Origin of the sequence: Lichenicoccus sp., assembly GCF_965277665.1 — a bacterium.
Classification (GTDB): Bacteria; Pseudomonadota; Alphaproteobacteria; order Acetobacterales; family Acetobacteraceae; genus Lichenicoccus.
In genome coordinates this window covers 3647768-3668899 of sequence record NZ_OZ255835.1, presented here as the reverse complement: position 1 = coordinate 3668899, position 21132 = coordinate 3647768, and the positions used below count along the sequence as shown (strand labels likewise).

General features: G+C 68.2%; 22 protein-coding genes, 2 tRNA genes, 1 pseudogene and 1 riboswitch. Of the genes and pseudogenes, 12 read left to right on the top strand and 13 right to left on the bottom strand.

What is annotated here, in order from left to right; translation table 11 throughout:
* The first annotated feature begins 68 nt into the window (after positions 1-68).
* From ACQY4O_RS17190 to ACQY4O_RS17180, 3 genes are all read left to right on the top strand, one after another.
* The gene (locus tag ACQY4O_RS17190) at positions 69-314 is read left to right on the top strand and encodes a ribbon-helix-helix domain-containing protein (protein WP_428377550.1); all 246 of its coding nucleotides are present in this window, start codon (positions 69-71) and stop codon (positions 312-314) included.
* Between the two features lie 3 nt (positions 315-317).
* The gene (locus ACQY4O_RS17185) at positions 318-737 is read left to right on the top strand and encodes a putative toxin-antitoxin system toxin component, PIN family (RefSeq protein ID WP_428377549.1); all 420 of its coding nucleotides are present in this window, start codon (positions 318-320) and stop codon (positions 735-737) included.
* Between the two features lie 115 nt (positions 738-852).
* The gene (locus ACQY4O_RS17180) at positions 853-1059 is read left to right on the top strand and encodes a TOBE domain-containing protein (protein ID WP_428378234.1); all 207 of its coding nucleotides are present in this window, start codon (positions 853-855) and stop codon (positions 1057-1059) included.
* A 6-nt stretch (positions 1060-1065) separates the two neighbouring features.
* On the opposite strand, the gene ACQY4O_RS17175 is transcribed toward ACQY4O_RS17180, so the two are convergent.
* The 7 genes from ACQY4O_RS17175 to ACQY4O_RS17145 are packed head-to-tail and all read right to left on the bottom strand — an operon-like array spanning position 1066 to position 7497.
* A complete protein-coding gene (locus ACQY4O_RS17175) occupies positions 1066-1626 on the bottom strand; it encodes a PqiC family protein (protein WP_428377547.1) in 561 nt (186 codons plus the stop codon).
* Positions 1623-2591 carry an MlaD family protein gene (locus tag ACQY4O_RS17170; protein ID WP_428377546.1) on the bottom strand — a complete coding sequence of 323 codons (969 nt, stop codon included), beginning with the start codon at positions 2589-2591 and terminating at the stop codon, positions 1623-1625. Before ACQY4O_RS17170 ends, ACQY4O_RS17175 begins: the two co-directional genes overlap by 4 nt.
* Before the next feature lie 24 nt (positions 2592-2615).
* Positions 2616-3407 (bottom strand): ABC transporter ATP-binding protein, encoded by a 792-nt coding sequence (locus ACQY4O_RS17165; protein WP_428377544.1) that lies wholly within the window; start codon positions 3405-3407, stop codon positions 2616-2618.
* Positions 3391-4536, bottom strand: coding sequence for an MlaE family ABC transporter permease (locus ACQY4O_RS17160; RefSeq protein WP_428377542.1), 1146 nt, complete (start codon positions 4534-4536; stop codon positions 3391-3393). The genes ACQY4O_RS17165 and ACQY4O_RS17160 overlap by 17 nt, the downstream gene beginning before the upstream one ends.
* A gap of 28 nt (positions 4537-4564) precedes the next feature.
* Positions 4565-5971, bottom strand: a complete 1407-nt coding sequence (sthA, locus tag ACQY4O_RS17155) for a Si-specific NAD(P)(+) transhydrogenase (protein ID WP_428377541.1) — start codon at positions 5969-5971, stop codon at positions 4565-4567.
* Positions 5972-5998: 27 nt separating this feature from the next.
* Positions 5999-6934 (bottom strand): isopenicillin N synthase family dioxygenase, encoded by a 936-nt coding sequence (locus ACQY4O_RS17150; RefSeq protein ID WP_428377540.1) that lies wholly within the window; start codon positions 6932-6934, stop codon positions 5999-6001.
* A complete protein-coding gene (locus tag ACQY4O_RS17145) occupies positions 6931-7497 on the bottom strand; it encodes an NUDIX domain-containing protein (RefSeq protein WP_428377539.1) in 567 nt (188 codons plus the stop codon). Before ACQY4O_RS17145 ends, ACQY4O_RS17150 begins: the two co-directional genes overlap by 4 nt.
* 236 nt (positions 7498-7733) lie before the next feature.
* On the opposite strand from ACQY4O_RS17145, the gene ACQY4O_RS17140 reads away from it, so the two are divergent.
* Both ACQY4O_RS17140 and ACQY4O_RS17135 read left to right on the top strand, forming a co-directional pair.
* A complete protein-coding gene (locus ACQY4O_RS17140; RefSeq protein ID WP_428377538.1) occupies positions 7734-8339 on the top strand; it encodes a TIGR00730 family Rossman fold protein in 606 nt (201 codons plus the stop codon).
* A 58-nt stretch (positions 8340-8397) separates the two neighbouring features.
* Positions 8398-8474 (top strand) — tRNA-Pro (locus ACQY4O_RS17135).
* 488 nt (positions 8475-8962) lie between these two features.
* Here ACQY4O_RS17135 and ACQY4O_RS17130 read toward each other — a convergent pair.
* Positions 8963-9385 carry a GFA family protein gene (locus ACQY4O_RS17130; RefSeq protein ID WP_428377537.1) on the bottom strand — a complete coding sequence of 141 codons (423 nt, stop codon included), beginning with the start codon at positions 9383-9385 and terminating at the stop codon, positions 8963-8965.
* A gap of 279 nt (positions 9386-9664) precedes the next feature.
* A complete protein-coding gene (locus tag ACQY4O_RS17125) occupies positions 9665-10204 on the bottom strand; it encodes a DUF4142 domain-containing protein (protein ID WP_428377536.1) in 540 nt (179 codons plus the stop codon).
* 265 nt (positions 10205-10469) lie between these two features.
* On the opposite strand from ACQY4O_RS17125, the gene ACQY4O_RS17120 reads away from it, so the two are divergent.
* Both ACQY4O_RS17120 and ACQY4O_RS17115 read left to right on the top strand, forming a co-directional pair.
* Positions 10470-11147, top strand: a complete 678-nt coding sequence (locus tag ACQY4O_RS17120) for a hypothetical protein (protein ID WP_428377535.1) — start codon at positions 10470-10472, stop codon at positions 11145-11147.
* A gap of 84 nt (positions 11148-11231) precedes the next feature.
* The gene (locus ACQY4O_RS17115; protein ID WP_428377534.1) at positions 11232-11453 is read left to right on the top strand and encodes a hypothetical protein; all 222 of its coding nucleotides are present in this window, start codon (positions 11232-11234) and stop codon (positions 11451-11453) included.
* Positions 11454-11491: 38 nt separating this feature from the next.
* Here the strand turns inward: ACQY4O_RS17115 and metW are convergent.
* Both metW and metX read right to left on the bottom strand, forming a co-directional pair.
* A pseudogene (gene metW / locus ACQY4O_RS17110) lies at positions 11492-12085 on the bottom strand (methionine biosynthesis protein MetW); the annotation flags it as partial.
* 9 nt (positions 12086-12094) lie between these two features.
* Positions 12095-13300 carry a homoserine O-acetyltransferase MetX gene (metX, locus tag ACQY4O_RS17105; protein WP_428377533.1) on the bottom strand — a complete coding sequence of 402 codons (1206 nt, stop codon included), beginning with the start codon at positions 13298-13300 and terminating at the stop codon, positions 12095-12097.
* 184 nt (positions 13301-13484) lie between these two features.
* Between metX and ACQY4O_RS17100 the strand changes: the two genes are divergently transcribed.
* From ACQY4O_RS17100 to ACQY4O_RS17090, 3 genes are all read left to right on the top strand, one after another.
* A complete protein-coding gene (locus ACQY4O_RS17100) occupies positions 13485-17339 on the top strand; it encodes a glycoside hydrolase family 99-like domain-containing protein (protein WP_428377532.1) in 3855 nt (1284 codons plus the stop codon).
* Between the two features lie 82 nt (positions 17340-17421).
* Positions 17422-17883 (top strand): NUDIX hydrolase, encoded by a 462-nt coding sequence (locus ACQY4O_RS17095; RefSeq protein ID WP_428377531.1) that lies wholly within the window; start codon positions 17422-17424, stop codon positions 17881-17883.
* The gene (locus ACQY4O_RS17090; RefSeq protein WP_428377530.1) at positions 17880-18359 is read left to right on the top strand and encodes a DUF427 domain-containing protein; all 480 of its coding nucleotides are present in this window, start codon (positions 17880-17882) and stop codon (positions 18357-18359) included. Before ACQY4O_RS17095 ends, ACQY4O_RS17090 begins: the two co-directional genes overlap by 4 nt.
* A gap of 177 nt (positions 18360-18536) precedes the next feature.
* Here ACQY4O_RS17090 and ACQY4O_RS17085 read toward each other — a convergent pair whose 3' ends face one another.
* Positions 18537-18746: a DUF1653 domain-containing protein gene (locus tag ACQY4O_RS17085; protein WP_428377529.1), complete on the bottom strand. Its 210-nt coding sequence runs from the start codon at positions 18744-18746 to the stop codon at positions 18537-18539.
* A gap of 84 nt (positions 18747-18830) precedes the next feature.
* On the opposite strand from ACQY4O_RS17085, the gene ACQY4O_RS17080 reads away from it, so the two are divergent.
* Positions 18831-19379: a hypothetical protein gene (locus ACQY4O_RS17080; RefSeq protein WP_428377528.1), complete on the top strand. Its 549-nt coding sequence runs from the start codon at positions 18831-18833 to the stop codon at positions 19377-19379.
* Between the two features lie 186 nt (positions 19380-19565).
* Here the strand turns inward: ACQY4O_RS17080 and ACQY4O_RS17075 are convergent.
* Positions 19566-19639, bottom strand: a tRNA-Gly gene (locus ACQY4O_RS17075).
* 92 nt (positions 19640-19731) lie between these two features.
* Positions 19732-19811, top strand: a riboswitch (SAM riboswitch).
* A 63-nt stretch (positions 19812-19874) separates the two neighbouring features.
* Here ACQY4O_RS17075 and metZ point away from each other — a divergent pair.
* Entirely contained in the window at positions 19875-21092 is a 1218-nt protein-coding gene (gene metZ / locus ACQY4O_RS17070) for an O-succinylhomoserine sulfhydrylase (protein WP_428378233.1), read from the top strand.
* Positions 21093-21132: the final 40 nt, after the last annotated feature.

Genomic DNA, 21132 nt, shown 5'->3' with positions numbered 1-21132 from the left:
GGCCGCTCCCTTGGCGTTAGACGCCTATCATGCTAAGCACATAAACTTCCGTCCTGGTGGAGGGCTGTATGGCTGACGACACCACGCGCTGGACCGTTTCGGTTTCCCGCGACACCGACATCAGCTTGCGCAGCTTCCTGGCCCGGCGCGGCATGAAGAAGGGCGACCTGTCGAAGTTCATCGAAGACGCTGTCCGCTGGCGCGTGCTCGACCAAACTTTGACCGAGGTGCGGGGGGCCTTTACCGACCTGCCGCCCGACGAGCTGCAGGCAATGATCGACGACGCGGTAGCGGCCATCCGTCCCGCCCGGTGATCCGTGCGGCTGGTCGTCGACACCAACATCCTGGTCAGCGCCCTGCTTGCCGGCAACTCGCTGCCGGCGCAGCTGATCGTGCTCTGGCGCCAGGGGCGGTTCGACCTGCTGACCGCGCCGGTGCAGCTCGATGAGCTGCGCCGTGTGACACGATACCCGAGGATCCGCGAGCGCCTGGCGCCTGCCCTCGCCGGTCGCCTAGTCAACGATTTGCGCACGCTCGCCGTCCATGTCGATCCGCTGCCTGTGGTTGACGTGTCACCGGACCCCGACGACAATTACCTGCTCGCGATGGCCACTGCAGGATCGGCGGCCTTCCTGCTGACCGGCGACAAGCGCCACGTGCTTGGGATCGGGACCTATGGCGGCACCAGGATCCTGCGGGTACGGGATTTCCTCGCCTTGCAAGGAGTGCGGCCATGAGTTGCCGGCGCCGGCAGCACTGCTTGCAAAGACTGCTTCGCAACGGAGGCCGTCCCTGGGCATCCGCAAAGGCCAGCGGTAGAAACCTGCATCTCTCTCAGGAGCCATGCCGATGATGAAGCTGAGCGCCCGCAACCAGGTGAAGGGCAGGATCACCTCCGTCACCCGCGGCCAGACCACCGGCCACGTGCATATCGACATCGGCAACGGCGTCACCATCCACTCCTCCATCACCAACGAGGCGATCGACGACCTGGACCTCAAGCTCGGCGATGACGCGATCGCGGTGATCAAGGCATCCGACGTGATGATCGCAAGATAGGATGGTTCAGCCGGCCGGAAGACTGATCCGGCCGGCAAGCTGCGATGCCACCCGACGCAAGGTGTTGAGCACGCCGGCATCGTCGGCGCCGTTGCCGTGCAGCGACAGGTGCGACTGCATGACCAAGTCCGGCCGGCCAGGGCGCACGATCGACCAGCTTGCCCGCGCGGTCGCGGTGCCGTCGCGGTCCAGTTCCAGCACGTCCAGATCGACCAACAGGCGTTGCGCGCCGGCGGCGGCGAGCTCGCTGCGCGTGACCTGCAGCTCCGGATGCAGGCGCTGGAGGTCGGCCACCAGCGTGTCGGTCAGCTGGTCCGACAGCCGGCTGGCCCAGCGTCCGGTCCGGCTCGCAGCCAGCACGCTGCCGGCACCTCGGACCTGGATGTCGCGTGTGTCGAGATAGTCCGGGATGCGAATCCGCGGCACCTGCAGCACCGTCGCCCCCTCCGATGCCGGGGCCGCCGAGGCGGGCGGCGCCAGCACGTAGATCCTCGGCGCCGGCGGCGCGCAGCCGGCGAGCCAGGCGGCCAGGCATCCGGCCAGCAGCAGGAACCGGCAGCCCCTCACCGTCCGCGTCCCGTGAGCAGCAGCTGCGGATTGCGGTCGAGGTCCTCGGCCAGGCCACGCAGCGAGGACGCCGCCGCCGACAGGTCGCGCAGGCTCGCCTCGACGTCCGCACGCGGCGCCGAGCGCGGCGCCGCCAGCGCGTTGATCCGGGTCAGCAGCGCCTGCGCCTGGCCGACGCTGCGGTTCGAGGCCCGCAGCAGGGCGCTCAGCTCCGCGCCACGGCCGGCCAGCTGGCGGTCGCCGTCCGTCGACAGCCGGTCGATCGCCCGCAGCGTCCGGCCGGCGCGCGCCTGCAGGTCGGCGATGGCGGCGGTCGCGGTTGCCAGCGCCAGCTGCGACTGGTCCGAGGTCCTGGTCAGGCTGCCGACCAGCGGCGGCAGCAATCGGTCGATATGCTCGCTCAGCACCTGCAGCGAGACCAGCGTGTGCTCGGCATCCTCGGCGAGATCGTGCAGCGGCAGGTTGGCGATCTGGTCGCGCAGCTGCTGCAGCTGCCCCGGCAACGTCGGGATCTCGGGCAGCTCCGGCACCCGGTTGTACAGCGTCGCCGGCGTGTCGGGGCGGAAGTCGAGATCGATCTCCGCCTGGCCGGTGACGAAGCTCTGTATGTTGAGCTGGCCGCGCAGGCCGTCGGCCACCATGCGCGGCAGCCCGACGGTACGCACCGAGTCGGCACTCCTGCCGATGGTGACCCGGTTCGGCTCGAGCTGCACGATCACCGGGATGTAGGCGCGGCGGCTGCCGGGATCGAACTGCACCCGGATATGCCGCACCACGCCGACGCGCACGCCACGGAACGTCACCGGGCTGCCGACGATCAGGCCGTTCACCGAGCCCTCGAACACCAGCACCGCGCGCGTGACCGGCTCGAACGGACGCAGCCGGCTGAACAGCACCAGCACGCCCAGGGCGAGCAGGATGCCGCCGAGCACGAAGCCGCCCACGATGGTCTGCCGGTTCACCATGTCGCTGCTCCCGTCATCCGAGGCCTATCCCTCCTGGCCGACCCGTTCGCGGCGCATGAAGGCCTGCACCTGCGGGTTCGTACTGCTGTCGCGCAACGCCGCCGGCGCCCCATGCGCGATCGCCGTGCGCGTTGCGGCATCGAGGAACACGCCGTCATCGGCGATCGAGAACAGGCTCGGCAGCTCGTGGCTGACCAGCACGATGGTCTGCCCGAAGCCGTCCCGGAGCTGCAGGATCAGGTCGTCGAGACGGCGCGAGGTGACCGGATCGAGGCCGGCGGAGGGCTCGTCGAAGAACAGGATCTCCGGATCGAGTGCCAGTGCACGCGCGAGCCCGGCGCGCTTGCGCATGCCGCCGCTCAGCTCCGATGGTGACAGTGCCGCCGCGTGTTCCATGCCGACCAGCGCCAGCTTCAGCCGGACCAGGCTCTCGATGGCGGCATTGTCCAGACGGGTGAACATGCGCAGCGGCAGTGCCACGTTCTCGGCCACCGACAGCGAGCTCCAGAGCGCGCCGTTCTGAAACAGCACGCCGAAGCGGCGGCCGATCGCCTCGCGCCGCGCCGCGTCGCTGTTCCAGTAATCCTCGCCGCCCACCAGCACCCGCCCGGCCGACGGACGCAGCAGCCCGACGAGCGATTTCAGCACCGTGCTCTTGCCGCAGCCGCTGCCGCCCATCACCGCAAAGATGCTGCCGCGCCGCACGCTGAAATCGAGATCGCGCTGGATCACGCGGGCGCCATAGGCGAGTTCGAGGCCCTGCACCTGCAGGATCGCGTCGCCCGGGTCAGCCGGGGCGTCAGTGTCCGACGGCATTGGCCACCACCGCGAACACCGCATCGAGCGCGATGGTGCCGACGATGCCGACCACCACCGCCGAGGTCGCGGCACTGCCGACATCGGCGGCGCTGCGCCCTGCCTGCATGCCGATCCGGCAGCTCGTCACCGCGATCATCAGGCCGAAGGCGATGCTTTTCGCGAAACCGAACACGAACTCGCCGACCGGCAGCGCGGCCCGCGTCTGCTGCAGGTAGGCGAGCGGGGTGATGTCCAGCATCGAGATCGCCACCACGAAGCCGCCGGCGATCCCGACCATGCAGCCATAGAGATAGAGCACCGGCATCATCGCGGTCAGCGACAGCACCGCCGGCAGCACGATGTAGTCGCCGACCGGAATGCCGGTGGCGGCAAGCGCGTCGATCTCCTCGTTGCCCTGCATGGTGGCGATGCGGGCGGCATACGCGCCGCCGGTGCGCCCGGCCATGATGATCGCGGTCATCACCGGCACCATCTCGCGCACCAGGGCAAGCCCGACCAGGTTGGCGACGAAGCTGTCGGCCGCGAGCCGGCGCAACTGCACCACGCCGACAAAAGCGAGGATGGCGCCGACCAGGACGTTGACCACGGTGATGATGAGCAGCGCCGCCGGACCGGCGTCGTAGAGATTGTCGAGCAGGTCGTGGGTCCGCATCTTGGCGCGGCCCAGGCTCGCCGCGCCGGCGCGCAGCGTCGTGCTGCCGAGCAGGGAGCTGAGCTCGCCGGTCCCGGTCAGGGCGCCGATCGAAGCGGCCCCGAGGCGGCCCAGCAGCGGCGACCGGCGCTGGGCCGGCAGCGGCGGGGGCGGCGCATCGTCGAGCAGAGCCAGCAGCCGCCGGCTGGGCTCGGGCAGGCCGCGCTCGTCGAACGCGATGCGCCGCTCCGAGGCGCGCCGGCGCAACTGCCACAGGAAGGCGATCAGCCCGCTATCCCAGCGCCCCAGCCCGCTGGTGTCGAAGCCGATACTCCTGAGGTCGGGGCTGCCGAGGCCGCCGGTGGGTTCCAAAAGCACGCGCTCGGCAAGGTGCGGCGTCTGTCCTGACTGGCCGACCCATTCGCCCGACAGCCGCATGGTCGCGTGCGTCCCATCCTGCAGCAGCGCGAATTCGGCAGGCCGGGGATCAGTCACGTGCGCGGCGGGGGGCGGGCAGGCGCCGTCAGACCATGCGGTTGAAGGCATCGAGGGCGGCGATCTTGTATGCCTCCGCAAGGGTCGGATAGTTGAAGGTGTTCTCGATGAAATAGTCGATGGTGCCGTGCAGGTTGAGCACCGCCTGGCCGATATGCACCAGCTCGGTGGCGCCCTCGCCGATGATGTGCACGCCCAGCAGGCGCCGGTCGTCGGTCGCGAAGATCATCTTCATCATGCCGCCGCGCAGCCCCATGATATGCCCGCGCGAGGTCTCGCGCAGCCGCGCAATGCCGCATTCGTACGGGATACGCTTTTCGCGCACCTCCTCCTCGGTCATGCCGATGGTGGAGATCTCCGGCACCGCATAGATCCCGTACGGGAAGAATTTCGGCGCCGGCGGCATGCGCTGCTCGAAGGCGTGGCAGGCGGCGATGCGGCCCTGCTCCAGCGAGGTCGAGGCAAGGCTGGGAAAGCCGATCGCGTCGCCCGCGGCATAGATGTGCGACACCTCGGTCTGCAGCGTGTCCGGATCGACGGCGATGCGGCCGCGATTGTCCACCTTGATGCCGAGCACCTCAAGCCCGAGCCCGTCCACCGTCACCTGCCGCCCGGCCGCATACATCAGCATCTCCGAGCGGACCACGCGGCCGCCATCCAGGCGCACCACCACCTTGCCGTTCTCGATTGCGATCTGGTCGACCTTGGAACCGGTGCGGAGCGCCACGCCGCGGTCGCGCAGCTCGTGGGTGAGCTCGTCGATGATCTCGCGGTCGATGAAGTCGAGGAAGGTGTCGCGGCTCTCGACCAGCGTCACCTTGACGTCGAGCGCACTGAAGATGGTGGCATACTCGACGCCGATCACGCCGGCGCCGATCACCGTGAGGCTGCGCGGTACATGGTCGAGATTGATGATCTCGTCGCTGTCGAGCACCTGGCGCCCGTCGAACGGCACCCCGTCCGGCCGGCGCGGCTGCGTGCCCACGGCGATCAGTACCTTGTCCGCCGTCACCTGCCGGGTCTCGCCGGCGCTCATCGCGATCTCGACGGTATGCGGGCCGACGAAGCGCCCGGCGCCGTGCAGGATCTTGACGCCGTTGCGGTTGAACTGGTGCTCGAGCCCGTCCACCTCGAACCCCAGTGTCTTGCCGAGGCGCTCGGTCAGGTCGGCGGCGCCGATGGCGCCGCGCGCCCGGAACGCGCTGCCGTAGAAGCCGCGCTCGCGAAAGCCGGTCAGGTTCAGCACCGTCTCGCGCAGCGTCTTGGACGGGATGGTGCCGGTATGCACGCAGACGCCGCCGACCCGCTTCTCCTTTTCCACCACCAGCACCGAGCGGCCGAGCTTGGCCGCCTGCACCGCCGCCCGCCGCCCGGCCGGCCCGCTGCCGATCACCACGAAGTCGTACCGGTCGGTGCCTTGCACGTTCATGTCCATCGGCAAGTTTCCTGGCTGAGGTAGCAGCTAGTTCAGGCGTATTTCGCGCAATCGCTGCATCAGGTACTCCTGCGCGGTGATCGGCTCGGCAAAATGGTCGCCGTCCGGCCCGATGCAGCCGGGCAGCGTCCTGATCTCGTATTCCATGTTCGGTGCCAGGAAGAACGGCATCGAATAGCGGCTGACGGCGGCGGCGGCACCGGTCGGGTTGACCACCCGGTGCGTGGTCGAGGGATACACCCGGTTGGTCAGGCGTTGCAGCATGTCGCCCACATTGACCACCAGGGTGCCCGGCGCCGCCTCGATCGGCAGCCAGCGTCCCTCCCGGGTCAGCACCTCCAGTCCGGACGCGGTGGCGCCGACCAGCAGGGTGATCAGGCTGATATCCTCGTGCGCCTCGGCCCGCACCGCCGGCAGGTCGCGCGCCTCGACGGGCGGGTAGTGCAGCGCGCGCAGGATCGAGTTGCCGTGGTCGGTCACGCCCGCGAAGAAATCGCCGGGCAGGTCGAGATCGATCGCGATGGCGGCGAGCACCCGGTCGCCGGCCTGCTGCATCGACGAGTACAGGGCGAGCGCGTTGTCCCGGAACGAGGGCACCTCGGCCGGCCAGATGTTTGGCCGCAGCACCGCATCGTCGGCCGGCGCGCCGTCGCGGCCGACATGGAAGAACTCCTTGAGGTCCGGCACCGTGCTGGTCTTGGCGGTCTCGACCTTGCAGCCGACATAGCCACGCCCGGCCTGCGGCTGCGCATAGGTGCGCTTGGCGGCATCCGGCAGCGCAAAGAAGCGGCGGAAATCATCGTAGGCGGCATCGATGCGGGCCGGCGGGATGCCGTGATGGCTGAAGCAGCAGAAGCCATAGCGGCGATACGCCGCCCCGACTTCGGCCACGAACGCCGGCCGGTCATCCTCGAACCGCCGCATGTCGAGCGTCGGCACCCGCTCCTCGGTCCGCTCTTTCACAGCATCCCCTTCAGCCGCAGCAGGCCAATCGCCGCGATCGACACCATGCAAGCGATACGCCCGTCGCGGATCATCGCCTCGACTTCCGTGAGCGGGATGCGCCGGGTGATCATGTCCTGCTCGGTCACCTCGCGCGCCGTGGCCGCCTGGACCAGCCCGGTCGCCAGGAACACGTGGCCCTTCTGGTTCGAGTAGCCGGCCGCCTGGAACAGCACCCCGGCATGCTGCATGGCGGCGGCCACCAGCCCGGTCTCCTCGCGCAGCTCGCCGGCGGCGATCATCTCCGGGGTCGCGTCCGGCCGCTCCTCCCACATGCCCATCGGCAACTCCCACAGGCGCTGTCGCACCGGATAGCGATATTGCTGCACCATGGCGAGCCAGGGTTCGCCCCCGGCTTCGTCCCCATCCAGGCCGACAGCGGCGATCGCCACGAAGTCGTTGCGCTCCACCACGCCATACAGGCCTTCGGACCCGTCGCGCCGACGGATGATGTCCTCGCGCAGCCGCAGCCAGCGGTTCTCGTAGGCGACCCGGCTGGACAGGGTGACGATCTCGAAGCCCATGCTCGATCCTGCTCCGCTCGCATCCGCTCGCGCCACCCTGGGCCGCACTATTCCAGGGGGATGACGCACTGCCATGCACCCTGCCGACATTCGCAGCACTTGTCCGCACGCTTCGCACGCTCGGCGCCAGCCGCGAGGCCTCGCTGCGGGCGGCTGGCCGTCGATCAGCATTCGACCAAATTTTCGTCGGCCTGCTAAAGCTGATCCAACCGCAGCCGACAGGAGCCGCCTCGACGATGCCGTCCAACGCGTCCCAAACCCTCTGCGTCGCGGTGTTCTGCGGCTCGCGCTTCGGCAGCCGGCCCGGCTACCTGGACGCCGCGCGCGAGACCGGTGCGGGCCTGGCACGCGCCGGGATCAGGCTGATCTATGGCGGCGGCCGGGTCGGCCTGATGGGCGCGCTGGCGGATGCGGCGATCGATGCCGGAGGCGCGGTCAGCGGCATCATCCCGCATTTCCTGTCGACCCGCGAGGTGATGCACGACCGCGTTCCCGATCTCACGGTCACGGACTCCATGCACACCCGCAAGCAGGGCATGTTCGCCCAGGCCGACGCCTTCCTGGTGCTGCCGGGCGGCCTCGGCACCTTCGACGAGACCATCGAGATCATCACCTGGAGACAGCTGCGGCTGCACGACAAGCCGATCCTGATCGCCGACATCGCAGGCTGGGCGACGCCGCTGATCGCGGCCATCGAGGCTTCGATCGAGGACGGCTTCGCCGATCCCTCGGCGCGTCGGCTGTTCGAGGTGGTGCCGGATGTCGCCGCCGCGCTGACGCGCCTGGCCGGCCTCATGCCCCGGGATGCCTCGGCCGGCGGCTCGGATGCGTCCCGGCTGTAGAGCCGGACCCGGTGGCGTCTTGCAGCGCCGAAGTGCCGCCTGTATAGGGCGCTCCAGCCGGAGTGTAGCTCAGCCTGGTAGAGCACTGTGTTCGGGACGCAGGGGCCGGAGGTTCGAATCCTCTCACTCCGACCATGAAAGACCGCAGGAAACTGCGGTTTTTCGTCCCTTGGGACCTTGGTAGCGCGGTCGCTTGGTCGTGCGCATGGACACGGGCCGGGAGTTCACTCGCAGATACCCGCCGGTCTTCCAGCCGAACGCGATCGCGCCGAGACGTATCTTAAGCTCGCCAATCTGCAGGCCGGTACAGCGCTCAAGGTCTCGGACCGCACGGTGCGGGGCTGGGCTGCCGGGATGAGGTTCCTCGGGCAGGCGTTCTGTCTGATGTTCGACAGCTGATCCTTGGGAGGCAGGCCCAGCTGGTAGAGCTCGACCACCTGATGCAGCACGCGGTCCACTCGGCACCGACAGCTGAGGCTGCCGGCTAGATCACGCTGAACTTGGAAGGAGCGTTGTACGCTGCTCAATCAGGTCTTCCAGGCCGTCGCGCAAAATGCCCGCAAGGTCGCCATCGGGTCGTGTCTCAGTTTGGCTCTCGCCTTAGCAGCAATCCTCGTAAGTAGTCATTGCGAGGCCGCGCTTTGGCCAATGACTCGGGGCTCGCGCACATAGCCGAAGTCGGCCCCGCCCGACCAAGCCCGTCCGTCAGGGTAACGAAGCTCGATTCCGACGAGATCGCTTTCATCTGCCAGCGACATATTAACGCCCGTCTGGACATTGCCGAATCTCGATATGGCGCTCTGCGTCAGCGTGAAATGCGTAGTCGAACCACATCGGCCGCAGAAGTTGATTTCTGCGGCCGGATCGTCTTTGTCTTCCCGGCTATATTCTCTGGTCGCGCCCTCGATGCTGACTTCGGAGGGGTGGAAATAGGACCAGCGAGCGCCAGACTTGCTGCATAGCGTGCAATTGCACTCGTTGATGAAGTCCGGCCGCTTTGCCACTTCGATGCGGACTTGACCGCAGAGACAGGTAAGTTTCAGCATTAAGTCTTATATCAGGAGGTCCGCTCGCCTGATAGCTGCCGTTGGCTCCCGGGCAGAGCTGAACTTCAAACTGAGACGCGACCCGGCATCGCCAGCCTTTGCGCAGGGCTGCCTGAACTGGTCTTTCAAACAAAACAGCACTCTGCGCTGTCGAGGGTCTATGGCTTCCTGTTCACCTGCCTCTATCTTGTCATCGGCAGTGGTGTGTTCTGGCTCGCGTGGCTCACCCTCGTCAAAATCGGTCCGGCGCCACTGGGGGTCTGTCCGGCGCGGCGGGTGTCAGTTTTTGGCGAGATCCTGGGCGCGCTTGAACTGCGCCTGGGTGATCGGGATCATCTTGATCGCCAGCGCCTCGAGTTTGACGTTGTCGCCGAGCAGCATGTAGTCGGCATAGAGGGTCAGGGCGTTGGAGTGGATTTCAGCCTGATCGGCGACGTAGGCTTCGTCGAAGTCCCTGCCGGACTTGCCTTGCAGGGCCGTCATGCTCGCCTGATGATCCGCGTCCGGCGTCGTCGAGACCGCGGCCCCGGAGCCTGCTGCCGCAGCCTGCAGCGCCGCTTCCGCCGCCGCATGGGCCTGGACCAGCTGGCTCGCGAAGGCTCTCACCTCGGGACTGGTGGTCCGATCCAACGCCAGGCGGGACTCCGCCGTCGCGACGAGATTGCCGATGGACGCTCTGGTGACGAAGTCGATCTCGTCCCTGGCATCCCGGGCCGATGCCGAGGTGATCGACAGGACGAGCCCGACGACGCCGATCGAAACAGCCCGCATCACGTTGCAGATCCCCGGAGTGGTGGTGGTGTTGAGTGCCTCGGTCATGCTGCTTCTGCCGTCGCCGGGCAAGGTGTGGCGTTTGATCGAGGACACCTATCGGCACCACAATGCCGGGCGGCTCGCCGGACCCCCCGGGGGGCGTGCATTGCACCAGTACCTGGATGTCGGGGTGAACAGAAGGGAGCAGAAACTGGCGGGATCCCATGGCGCGATCTGTGCACAAGCCTGTGTGCAGAATCGGCTAAACACTAGATTTTGCACGCCGGAGCGCTGTGTTGCTCCGGCCACCGCCTCGCTGGCCGGAGCGGTGGTGCTGAACCTGCTCCATGCCGCAACGCCCGGCTGGGCCGCACTGCTGGTGCTGTCGCTCGGGGCGCTCGCATCGCCGGCGAGTGCCGCCACGCTGCCCTCGTTCATGCAGCAGATGCTGCGCGCGGAATTGCCCGACCCCTATCCCGCACCTGCCGACATGCCGCCGCTCGGGACCATCCGCGTCGCCGGCGTGGCCTTGGCGTTCGGCCGTACCGGGATCGACCGCCTCGCCGCCGGCCTCGGCATTGCGGTGCGCCACCAGGGCGATGCCGGCGACAGCGTGTACTGGACCTGCGCGCGCCTCGATGTCCCGGCCGGCAGCAGGAACCCACACGACGAGGCGCCGGCGCTGACCCTGTGGCTGCTCTCCGATGCCGAGGCGACCGGCCGCTCGCATGCGGTGACGGCGATCGCGCTCGACGGCATCCGCCAGGATGGCAGCACTTGCCCGGTCCCGGAGCGCGAACCGGATCTCACCCTCGATGCGCGCATCATCCGCCCCGGCACGCAGGCCGAGCGGATCGCCGGCATATACGGCCATGTCCCGAAGCGCGACGGACGCACCGCGTTCGCGCTGCCGGCGGGTGACGCCGCCTCGGGCTCGTTCACTCTGACGGTTTCGATGCGCGACGGCCGTGCCCAGACCGTCTGGCTCGCCAACACGCCGGACAACTAGCTAGACCTTCTCCCGCCCCGTTAACCGCTGCTTCACGCTTGCAGCGCAAATTGACGACGTCCAATGCAGGCCAGGAGGGTTTCGATGAGCATCGCCAGCGTCGCGGCAGCCGGATCGGCGGTTTTGACCCAGCAGATCCAGAAGCTGCAGCAGGCTGTTCCGGCGGAGCAGACCGGCATGGTGCGCGGCCATCATCATGGTGGCCACAAGGCGCCCGCACTTCCGGCAGCCGCTCAGACGGCCGCTTCCACCGCCGGCTCGACCGCGTCCTCGACCGCGTCCTCGCTGCTCGACCTGCTGGCCTGAACCCGGGCGCGCCCGCTTGGATCGGCAACCGGCTCGGCACGATGCAGCAGGAACAGCGCCTGCTCGCCGAACAGGTTGGCGAGCTGGATGGATCGCTGCCAGGGCGCCCGGTCGCCCTTGTCATCGACCGCGAGCCAGCGCTGGATCGTATAGCCCTCGCTGCCGCACAGCGAGACGAAGTCGCGGATCGTGCAGGGATGGATGTTGGGCGTTTCGTACCAGCAGGTCGCCCAGGTGTCGGTCATCGGCATGCGGCCGCGCAGCAGGAGTTGCCAGCGCAGTCGCCAGTGGCCGAAATTGGGAAAGCTGACGACGGCACGGGTGCCGATACGCAGCATCTGTCGCAGCACCTCGCGCGGCCGCTCGACCGCCTGCAGGGTACGCGACAGCACGACATAGTCGAAGGCACTGTCGGGATAATGGGCAAGATCGCTGTCGGCATCGCCATGCATCACCGGCAGGCCGTGTGCGACCGAACGTGTCACCTCCGCCATGTCGATCTCGATGCCGCGTGCATCGCAGTCGCGGGTGCGGAACAGGTGCTCGATCAGCGACCCGTCGCCGCTGCCGATATCGAGCACCCGCGAGTGCGGCACGATCATGTCGGCAATCAGCTTCTGGTCGAGACGCATGCCGATCCCTCAGACGACGAAAGGAGCTTGATCGACCGGCTGGTGCTGCAGCCCGGCATGTTCGGCGGCTCCAGCCAGGAATCCACGTATCGTCCGATCCAGCGCCGGCTCGTCGAGCAGGAACGCATCGTGGCCCTTGTCGCTGTCGATCTCGACGAAGCTGACATTGGCCGCGGCCCGGTTGAGGGCGCGTGCCACCGTGCGCGATTGCGCGGTCGGGAACAGCCAGTCCGAGGAGAACGAGATGACGCAGAAGCGTGTCGCGGTTTGGCGGAAGGCAGCCGCGAGATCGCCGTCATGATCCGCGGCGAGATCGAAATAATCCATTGCCCTGGTGATGGTCAGGTACGAATTCGCATCGAACCGGGATACGAAGCTGCTGCCCTGGTGGCGAAGGTAGCTTTCGACCTCGAACATCTCGCCGAACAGGGCGAGCGGCGCCTCGGCGTTGTACGGATCGCGCCGGAGCCGGCGGCCGAACTTCCGTGTCAGGGCCTCCTCCGACAGATAGGTGATGTGCGCCATCATGCGCGCCACCGCGAGACCGCGCGACGGGATGCGGCCGTCCGACCAGTAGCGGCCTCCCTGCCAGTCCGGATCGGCAAAGATCGCCTGCCGGCTGACCTCGTTGAAGGCGATGTTCTGGGCGGAATGAAACGGCGCGGTCGCGATCGGCACGGCGGCGAACACCAGGTCAGGATAGGTCGCGGCCCACTGCAGCACCTGCATGCCGCCCATCGAGCCGCCGACCACGGCGAACAGGCGGGCAATGCCCATCTCGGCGATGACCAGCCGCTGCGCGCGCACCATGTCGCGTATGGTGATCGGCGGGAAATCCGTGCCCCAGGGCTCGACGCCATCGCCCGGCCCGGGAGATCGGCCGCGCGGCGAACGCGGTCCGGTCGACCCCATGCAGCCACCCAGCACATTCATGCACAACACGAAGAAGCGGTCGGTATCGATCGGCCGGCCGGCGCCCACCATGCGCGACCACCAGCCCGGCTTGCCGGTCACCGGATGCGGCTCGGCGGCATACTGATCGCCGGTCAGCGCATGGCAGACCAGGATCGCGTTGTCGGCCGCCTGGTTCAGCGTTCCATAGCTGCATACGGCAATCTCGAGGCATGCCAGATGCACGCCGCAATCGAGCGTCAGGCCGCCCGGCAACGAGATGCAGCGATGAACGGTCGTGGTCGGAGCGGTCGGCTGATCCATCCGGAGGGTCTACAGCGGCAACATCGTGGGCGCATCATGCCAGATGCGGCCTGCACCGTCATCCGGGACGCACGGCTCGCCCAATCGCTGCATTGCTCGCATGACAGCACTTTACCCACAGGCTAATCACGCCTACGTTACCTAACGAATTGTTAGAGACCTCCAGCCCGGTCGGATCACGATCATGTCAGCGGAAACGGCAAGCCGTCCAGTCGCCACGGCCCCGCTCGTCGCCGACGATCCGGCAGCGCAGGGTGGCGGCGTCGCCAAGCCGCCATTCGGGGCCCTGCAGGTGATCGGCCATTCCGGCCTGTTCGACTGCGACTTCTATCTCGGCGGCAACCCGGACCTCGCCGGGCTCGGTTCCGAGGCGTTGTCGCACTACCACAACTACGGATGGCGCGAGGGCCGCAAGCCCAACCTGTACTTCGACCCGCGCTGGTACCTCTCGCAATATCCGGACGTGGCCGCCGCCTGCATCGATCCGCTGCTGCACTACATCGCGCGCGGCGAGACCGCCGGCAACCGCCCGATCGCCTGGTTCGATCCGCTGTGGTACCTGCGCACCTATGCAGTGCCGGACGGCATGCTCGGCCTGCGGCACTTCCTGCTGCATCGGGCCGACGGCGCGGTGAGCGCGCTGCCGGAGTTCGATGCCGGCTTCTACCTTCGCGCCTATCCGGATGTCGCCGCCGCCGGCCTTGATCCCCTCGAACACTACATGGTGCAGGGCTTTCGCGAGGCGCGGCGTCCGTTCGAGGGATTCGATCCGGCCTTCTACCGCAAGCGCTACCTGCGCCACGACAACGCCACCAATCCGCTGCTGCATTATCTCTCGCATCGCGACGATCCGGAGGTGCATCCGGCGCTGCCGCGCAACGAGACCAGCATCCCGCGCGAGATGCGCCGCACCACCCAGCCCGGTGCCTATTTCGAGCCGGTGCGCCCGCTGCCGAGCGGTGCCGCACGGCGGGTGCAGATGCTCGCCTACTACCTGCCGCAGTTCCACGCCGTGAAGCAGAACGACGAGTGGTGGGGCGAGGGTTTCACCGAGTGGACCAACGTGGCCCGGGGCCTCCCGCGCTTCGCCGGGCACTACCAGCCACGCATCCCGCGCGATCTCGGCCACTACAGCCTGACCGGTGTGCAGACGATGCGGCGTCAGGCGGAGATGGCGCGCAATGCCGGCATTGCCGGCTTCGTGTTCTATTTCTACTGGTTCAACGGCACCCGGCTGCTCGATGCGCCACTCGAGGCCCTGCTCGCCGACCGCTCGATCGACATGCCGTTCTGCCTGATGTGGGCCAACGAGAACTGGACCCGGCGCTGGGACGGCTCGGAGCACGACATCTTGATCAGCCAGGATTTCCGGGCCGAGGACGAGCCGGCGATGATCGACTGCTTCGGCCGGCACTTTGCCGATCCGCGCTATATCAGGCTGCAGGGGCGTCCGCTGCTGATGATCTACCGCGCCGGTCTCGTTCCGGACACAAAACGCACGATCGGACGCTGGCGCGAGCTGTTCATGCAGCGCTGCGGCGAGGACCCGATCTTCCTGATGTCGCAGGCATTCGGGGACAGCGACCCGCGCCCGTTCGGGATCGACGGCGCGATCGAATTTCCGCCGCACAAGGTGGTCGACGGGCTCGCCACCATCAATGCGCAGCTCGACCTGCTCGACACAGAGTTCACCGCGCAGGTCTATGACTACGACCAGATCGTCGAACGATCCCTGGCGGCGGCGGTGCCCGACTTCCCGCTGGTCCGCACCGCCTGCCCGTCCTGGGACAACGATGCGCGGCGCCAGGGCAGTGGCCTGGTGATGCACGGCTCGACGCCGGCGAAATACCAGGCCTGGCTCGAGGGGCTGATGCGCCAGGCGCTGGCCCACCCGTTCTTCGGGAGTGCGATCGTCTGCATCAACGCCTGGAACGAGTGGGCGGAGGGCGCCTATCTCGAGCCGGACCTGCACCACGGCGCCGCCTATCTCAATGCCACCGCGCGCGCGGTGAGCGGATACGGTGCGGCAACCAGGCCCGGGCGCATCCTGCTGGTCGGCCACGACGCCTTCCAGGCCGGCGCGCAGAGTCTGCTGCTGCATGTCGGGCGGCAACTCGCCCGCGCGCATGGCGTCGAGATCAGCTTCCTGCTGCTCGCCGGCGGCCCGATGCTGGAAGGCTACCAGGCGATCGGACCGACGCGCGTGCTGGCCGCTGACGACCCGGCGTTGCCGGGCCATCTCGAACGGCTGCGACGCGACGGCTTCGACAACGCGATCGTCAACTCCGCGGCGTCGGGCGCCGCCGGCGCCAGGCTACATGCCGCCGATATCGGTTTTGCGCTGCTGGTGCATGAACTGCCCGCGGTGATCGCCGAGAAGCACCTACAGCCGCCGCTCGCCGCCGCCGCCGCCCTCGCCCGCATTGTGGTGTTCCCCGCGACGGTGGTGCAGAACGCCGTGGGGCGCCTGCTGGCGATCCCCGACGCAAGAACCCGGCTGCTGCCGCAGGGCCTGTATCGCGACTGCCGGTATTCGGCACGCATGCGCCTGGCACTCCGCGCCCGGATCGGCATTCCGAAGGACGATCTGCTGCTGGTCGGCATGGGATATGGCGACCTGCGCAAGGGCTTCGACCTGTTCCTGCAGCTCTGGCGGACCTTGCAGGTCCCGGCGCAGGTCCCGGCGCGCAGCCGTGCGAGGTGCGGCCAGCGCGTGGCGCGCGTGCATTGCCTGTGGCTCGGCGATCTGGACCCGTCGCTGCGTCTCTACCTGCAGGCCGAGCTGGATCTGGCGCTGGCATCCGGCCGCTTCCATCTTCCGGGCCATGTGCAGAACGCGCCGGACTATCTCAGTGCCGCCGACGCGTTCGTCCTGACCTCCCGGGAGGACCCGTTGCCGAGCGTGGTGATGGAGGCGATGGCGGCCGGCCTGTCCTGCGTCGCCTTCGCCGGCAGCGGCGGCATTCCGGAGTTGATCGAACAGCATGGCGGCGGCGCGCTGGCGCCGCTCGGCGACCTTCAGGGCATGGCGGGACACGCCCTGGCGCTGGCGGCGCGGACCCACGCGCAGAGCACCGCCGCCCGGGCCGCGGCCGGCCGGCGGGCCGCGGCAAGGTTCGACTTCGCGGCCTACGTCGCCAGCCTGATGGCGCTGGCCCAGCCGGCGCTGCCGCGCATCTCGGTCGTGGTGCCGTCCTACAACTATGCCCGCTACATGAAGCAGCGGCTGGCCTCGATCCTGGCGCAGACGCAGCCGGTCCTGGAGGTGATCGTGCTCGATGACGCCTCCACCGACGACAGCGTCGCGGTGGCACGCGCCGCCGCCGCGGAATGGAACCGCGACGTGCGGGTCGTCGCCGCGCAACGCAATTCCGGATCGGTGTTCAGGCAATGGCACCGGGCGGCGACGGAAGCGCGCGGCGACTGGGTCTGGATCGCGGAAGCCGACGACGCCGCCGAGCCGCTGATGCTCGAGCGCCTGGTCCAGGCGATGCAGCAGGCCTGTGCGATCGGCCGGGAGGTGACGATGGTGTTCTGCGACAGCCAGGCCATCGACGAGGAGGGCACGCTGACGTCGGACAGCTACAAGCCGTATTTCGCCACCACCGCCGGAACCACGCTCGACCAGGACGGGCTGCACGAGGGCGCCGATTTTGTCCGCGACTGCCTGAGCGAGCGCAACCTGATCCTCAATGCGAGCGGCGTCCTGTTTTCCCGCGAAGCGCTGCGGCAGGCGCTGGCTGCCTGCGGGGAGGAGCTGTTCGCCTTCCGCATGGCCGGCGACTGGCGGCTGTATATCGAGATGCTGCGCGCGCCGGGCGCCCGGATCGCCTATGTCGCGGCGCCGCTCAACATCCACCGCAGGCACGCCAGATCGGCGACCCATCGCCTCGCCGGCCAGAAGCATCTGGGCGAGGTCGCGCGCATCCACCGTCTGGTCGGACGCGGCCCGAGCCTGCTGGATGCCGACCGGACACGCCAGCGGACCTACCGCGACCAGCTGGCGCGCCAGCTCGGACTGCGTGTGCTCGGGGAATAGACGACGTGGCAGATCGTTGTGTTCCGCCGGGCGGCCAGCGCAGGGTATGCTCGGCGCCATGACAAGCCCTCGCCGAGCATGGTTGCTCTCGCTGATCGATCTCGCCTGGCGGACCGCCTTCAGGATCGGCTTCCCGCTGGCGCGCCTCTGGTGGCGGCTGCGCCGGCCTCCGCACGAGGGCGCGCTGATCGCGATCCATGTCGGGCGCGACCTGTTGTTGCTGCGCTCGTCCTACCGCAGCCAGTGGAACTTCCCTGGCGGCGGCCTGCGGGCCGGGGAAGCCCCGGAGGCGGCCGCGCGTCGTGAACTGCTCGAGGAGATCGGTCTCTCGGCCGGCCCGCTGCACCCGGTGGGCGTCACCTCGGGGATCTATGACTGCCGGCCCGATCGCGTGCACTTCTTCGAGCTGAGGCTCGACAGCCTGCCCGAGCTTCGCCTCGACAACCGGGAGGTCGTCGGCGCCCGGCTGTTCGCGCCCGAGGATCTGCGCGGTGTCGGGCTGACCAGGCCGGTCGTGCAATATCTGGAGGCGCGCCGGGCATGACGGAAAATGCCGTGACGGAAAGCGTCTGGGACTACCCGCGGCCGCCGGCGCTGCAGCCGGTCGGACGCCCGGTCCGCATCCTGTTCGCAGGGCACACCATCGCCGCGACCACGGCAGCGTGGCGGGTGCTGGAGACCTCGCACCCGCCGGTGTACTACCTGCCGCCGGACGCCTTCACCGGCTGCGTGCTCGAGCCGGCGCCCGGGCGCAGCCTGTGCGAATGGAAGGGCGAGGCGCGCTACTGGACGATACGGGTCGGCGCGGCACGCGCGGAGCGTGCCGCCTGGAGCTATCCCGATCCGGCGCCGGCCTATGCCGCGCTGCGCGACCATCTCGCGGTCTATGCCGGGATGATGGACCAGTGCTTCGTCGGCGACGAGGCGGCAACCCCGCAGCCCGGCGGGTTCTATGGCGGCTGGATCACCAGCGATCTTAAGGGGCCGTTCAAGGGAATCCCAGGCAGCATGGGCTGGTAAGAGAGGCTGCTTGCAAACGCCTGCTGCTGGCGATCCGACGCGGCTTTCCTGCGCTACGGTGCTCACGGCCATTAAGGCCGCTCCGCTCCGGTGCTCGGAAAGTCACGCCGGGCGCGGCCCAGAAAAGGGCCGCTCTCATCCAGCATCAGGCGTTTGCAAGCAGCCTCTGCCACGGGATCAAACGGTTCGGAACCTCGGCACGCCGTCGACCGCCTGGTTCCACATTGCCAGGGGGCGCACCCAGTAGTCGCCTGTTGCGTCGCTGCGATAGGTGACGAGCCACTCCTCGGTCTCGCTGTGGCGGCCGACACAGATCACCGTGTAGAGGCCGCCCTTGTAGTGGCGGTAGGGTCCCGGTTCGGGAGGCTTCGCTGGTGCGGGCGTCATGTTTGTCTCCGTCCCGTATCGACCAGGCTGCTTGCCGGTCCTAGAATGAGCGCGTGTCGCCGCAGCCGGGATGATCGAGACGCCATGCCTTCTGTCCGCCCGCTGCTCCTGGCCGCCCTCCTGCTGTTGCCTGCGCTGCACGCCCTCGGTGCCGCAAGGCGCGTCCACCAGACCGGCGCCCCGGTGATCCTGACGCGCCAGCCCGGCACGGCGCTCGACAAGGCGGCGCGGTCGCTGAACCGGGAGGACCTGCAGGGTGCCGCAAGGCATGGCGAGGAGCCGCTGGTGCTGGTCGGCTCGGCGCCGTTGTCGGAGCACCGGGCGGACGAGGCCCTGTTCGTGCAGTTGCAGTCGGCGAGCCTGTGCGGATCGGCCGGCTGCTCCACCTCGGTCTATCTCAGGCACGACCGAAGCTGGACCAAGGTGCTGGATTCCGTCAGCGGGCCGATCCGGGTGATGGCGCAGAGCCATGACGGCCTGCATGACCTGCTGGTCGGCCGCAACGACCGCTGGAGCTGGGCCGGACACGGCTATCGCGACACCCTCGCCGCCCCCGCCCTGCTGGGCCTGAAGCGCTCCGTCGAGCAACACCGCGCGGCCGTCAGGCGCCGCGAGCAGCACGCGACGAACTGAACCCCGGCTTCACGTTGACAAACCACCAGACCGTCTGAAAACGCCTGATGCTGGATGAGAGCGGCCCAGAGGGCCGCGGCCGGCGTGCCTTTTCGAGCATCGGAGCGGAGCAGCCTTTCCGGCTGTGAGCACCGAAGCACAGAAACGGTGCGTCGGATCGCCAGCAGCAGGCGTTTGCAGGCGGTCTGGAGCGGGTGAAGGGAATCGAACCCTCGTGTGCAGCTTGGGAAGCTGCCGTTCTACCATTGAACTACACCCGCCTGAGTTCACAGAGTAAACGCGGTCTGGCACCGAGGCAACCTTGACCGCCAGCGCCGCAGGCACCACCGTATCAATGTTCCGACGTCGATGGCGCCAGGGTCCTCGTGATTTGTCCGGCCGGCTTGCGGCGAGGTTAAACAAGTGCGCTAAAGAGGCATCGGCGAGCTCTCCAATCCCCGGAGGTTCGCCCTGTCATCCGTGGCCGGCGACGTGAACGCGACCGGGATACGCATGATGAGCGACAACCGTACTCTTAAGGATGGCAGCTACCGCACCGCCACCCGCCTGATCCATGCCGGCACCGAGCGCAGCATGTTCGGCGAGACCAGCGAGGCGATGTTCCTCACCTCGGGCTTCGTCTATGACAACGCCGAGCAGGCCGAGGCGACCTTCAAGGGCGAAGCCGAGCACTACCAGTACAGCCGCTTCGGCAACCCGACGGTCGCCATGTTCGAACGCCGCCTCGCCGAGATCGAGGGCGCCGAGTCGTGCCGGGCGACGGCGTCCGGCATGGCGGCGGTGCATGCGGCCCTGCTGAGCCACCTCAAGACCGGCGACCGGCTGGTGGCCTCGCGCGCGCTGTTCGGTTCGTGCTTCTGGATCGTGTCCACGCTGCTGCCGCGCTACGGCATCGAGAGCGTGTTCGTCGATGGCCACGATCTCGACCAGTGGCGCAACGCACTCGCGATCCCCACCGCGATGGTGCTGCTGGAAAGCCCGTCCAACCCGATGCTCGACATCGTGGATTTGCAGGCGGTCGCCGACCTGGCGCACGCGGCCGGCGCCCTGGTGGTGGTGGACAACGTGTTCGCCACCCCGCTGCTGCAGCGTCCGCTCGAGCTCGGCGCCGACGTGGTGGTGTATTCCTGCACCAAGCATATCGATGGCCAGGGCCGCGTGCTCGGCGGCGCGGTGCTCGGCCGCACGCAATGGATCGTCGAGGTGCTGCAGCCGTTCATCCGCAATTCCGGCCCGACGCTGTCCGCCTTCAATGCGTGGGTGCTGCTCAAGGGGCTGGAAACGCTGGCCTTGCGGGTGAACGCGATGTGCGCCAACGCCGCCTGCATGGCCGACTGGCTGGCCTTGCAGCCCGGCATAAGCCGGGTCTGGTATCCGGCGCGTTCCGACCACCCGCAGCAGGCGCTGGCGATGCGGCAGATGAGCGCCGGCGGCTCGCTGGTGACGTTCGAGCTGGACGGCAAGGAGGCGGCGTTCAAGGTGATGAACCGGCTGCGCCTGATCGCGGTCTCGAACAACCTGGGCGACAGCCGCTCCCTGGTGACGCATCCCGCCACCACCACGCATATGCGCATCGGCGCCGAGGAGCGGGCCAGGCTCGGCATCACCGAGGGCGTGGTGCGGCTTTCGGTGGGGCTCGAGGACCCGCTCGACCTGCAGGACGATCTCGGCCACGCTCTCGGTACGCTATCCCGCCTGCAGGCGGCAGAGTAATGACCTGCCGCCAACCCCTGGTTGCTGCTAGGTAGGCATA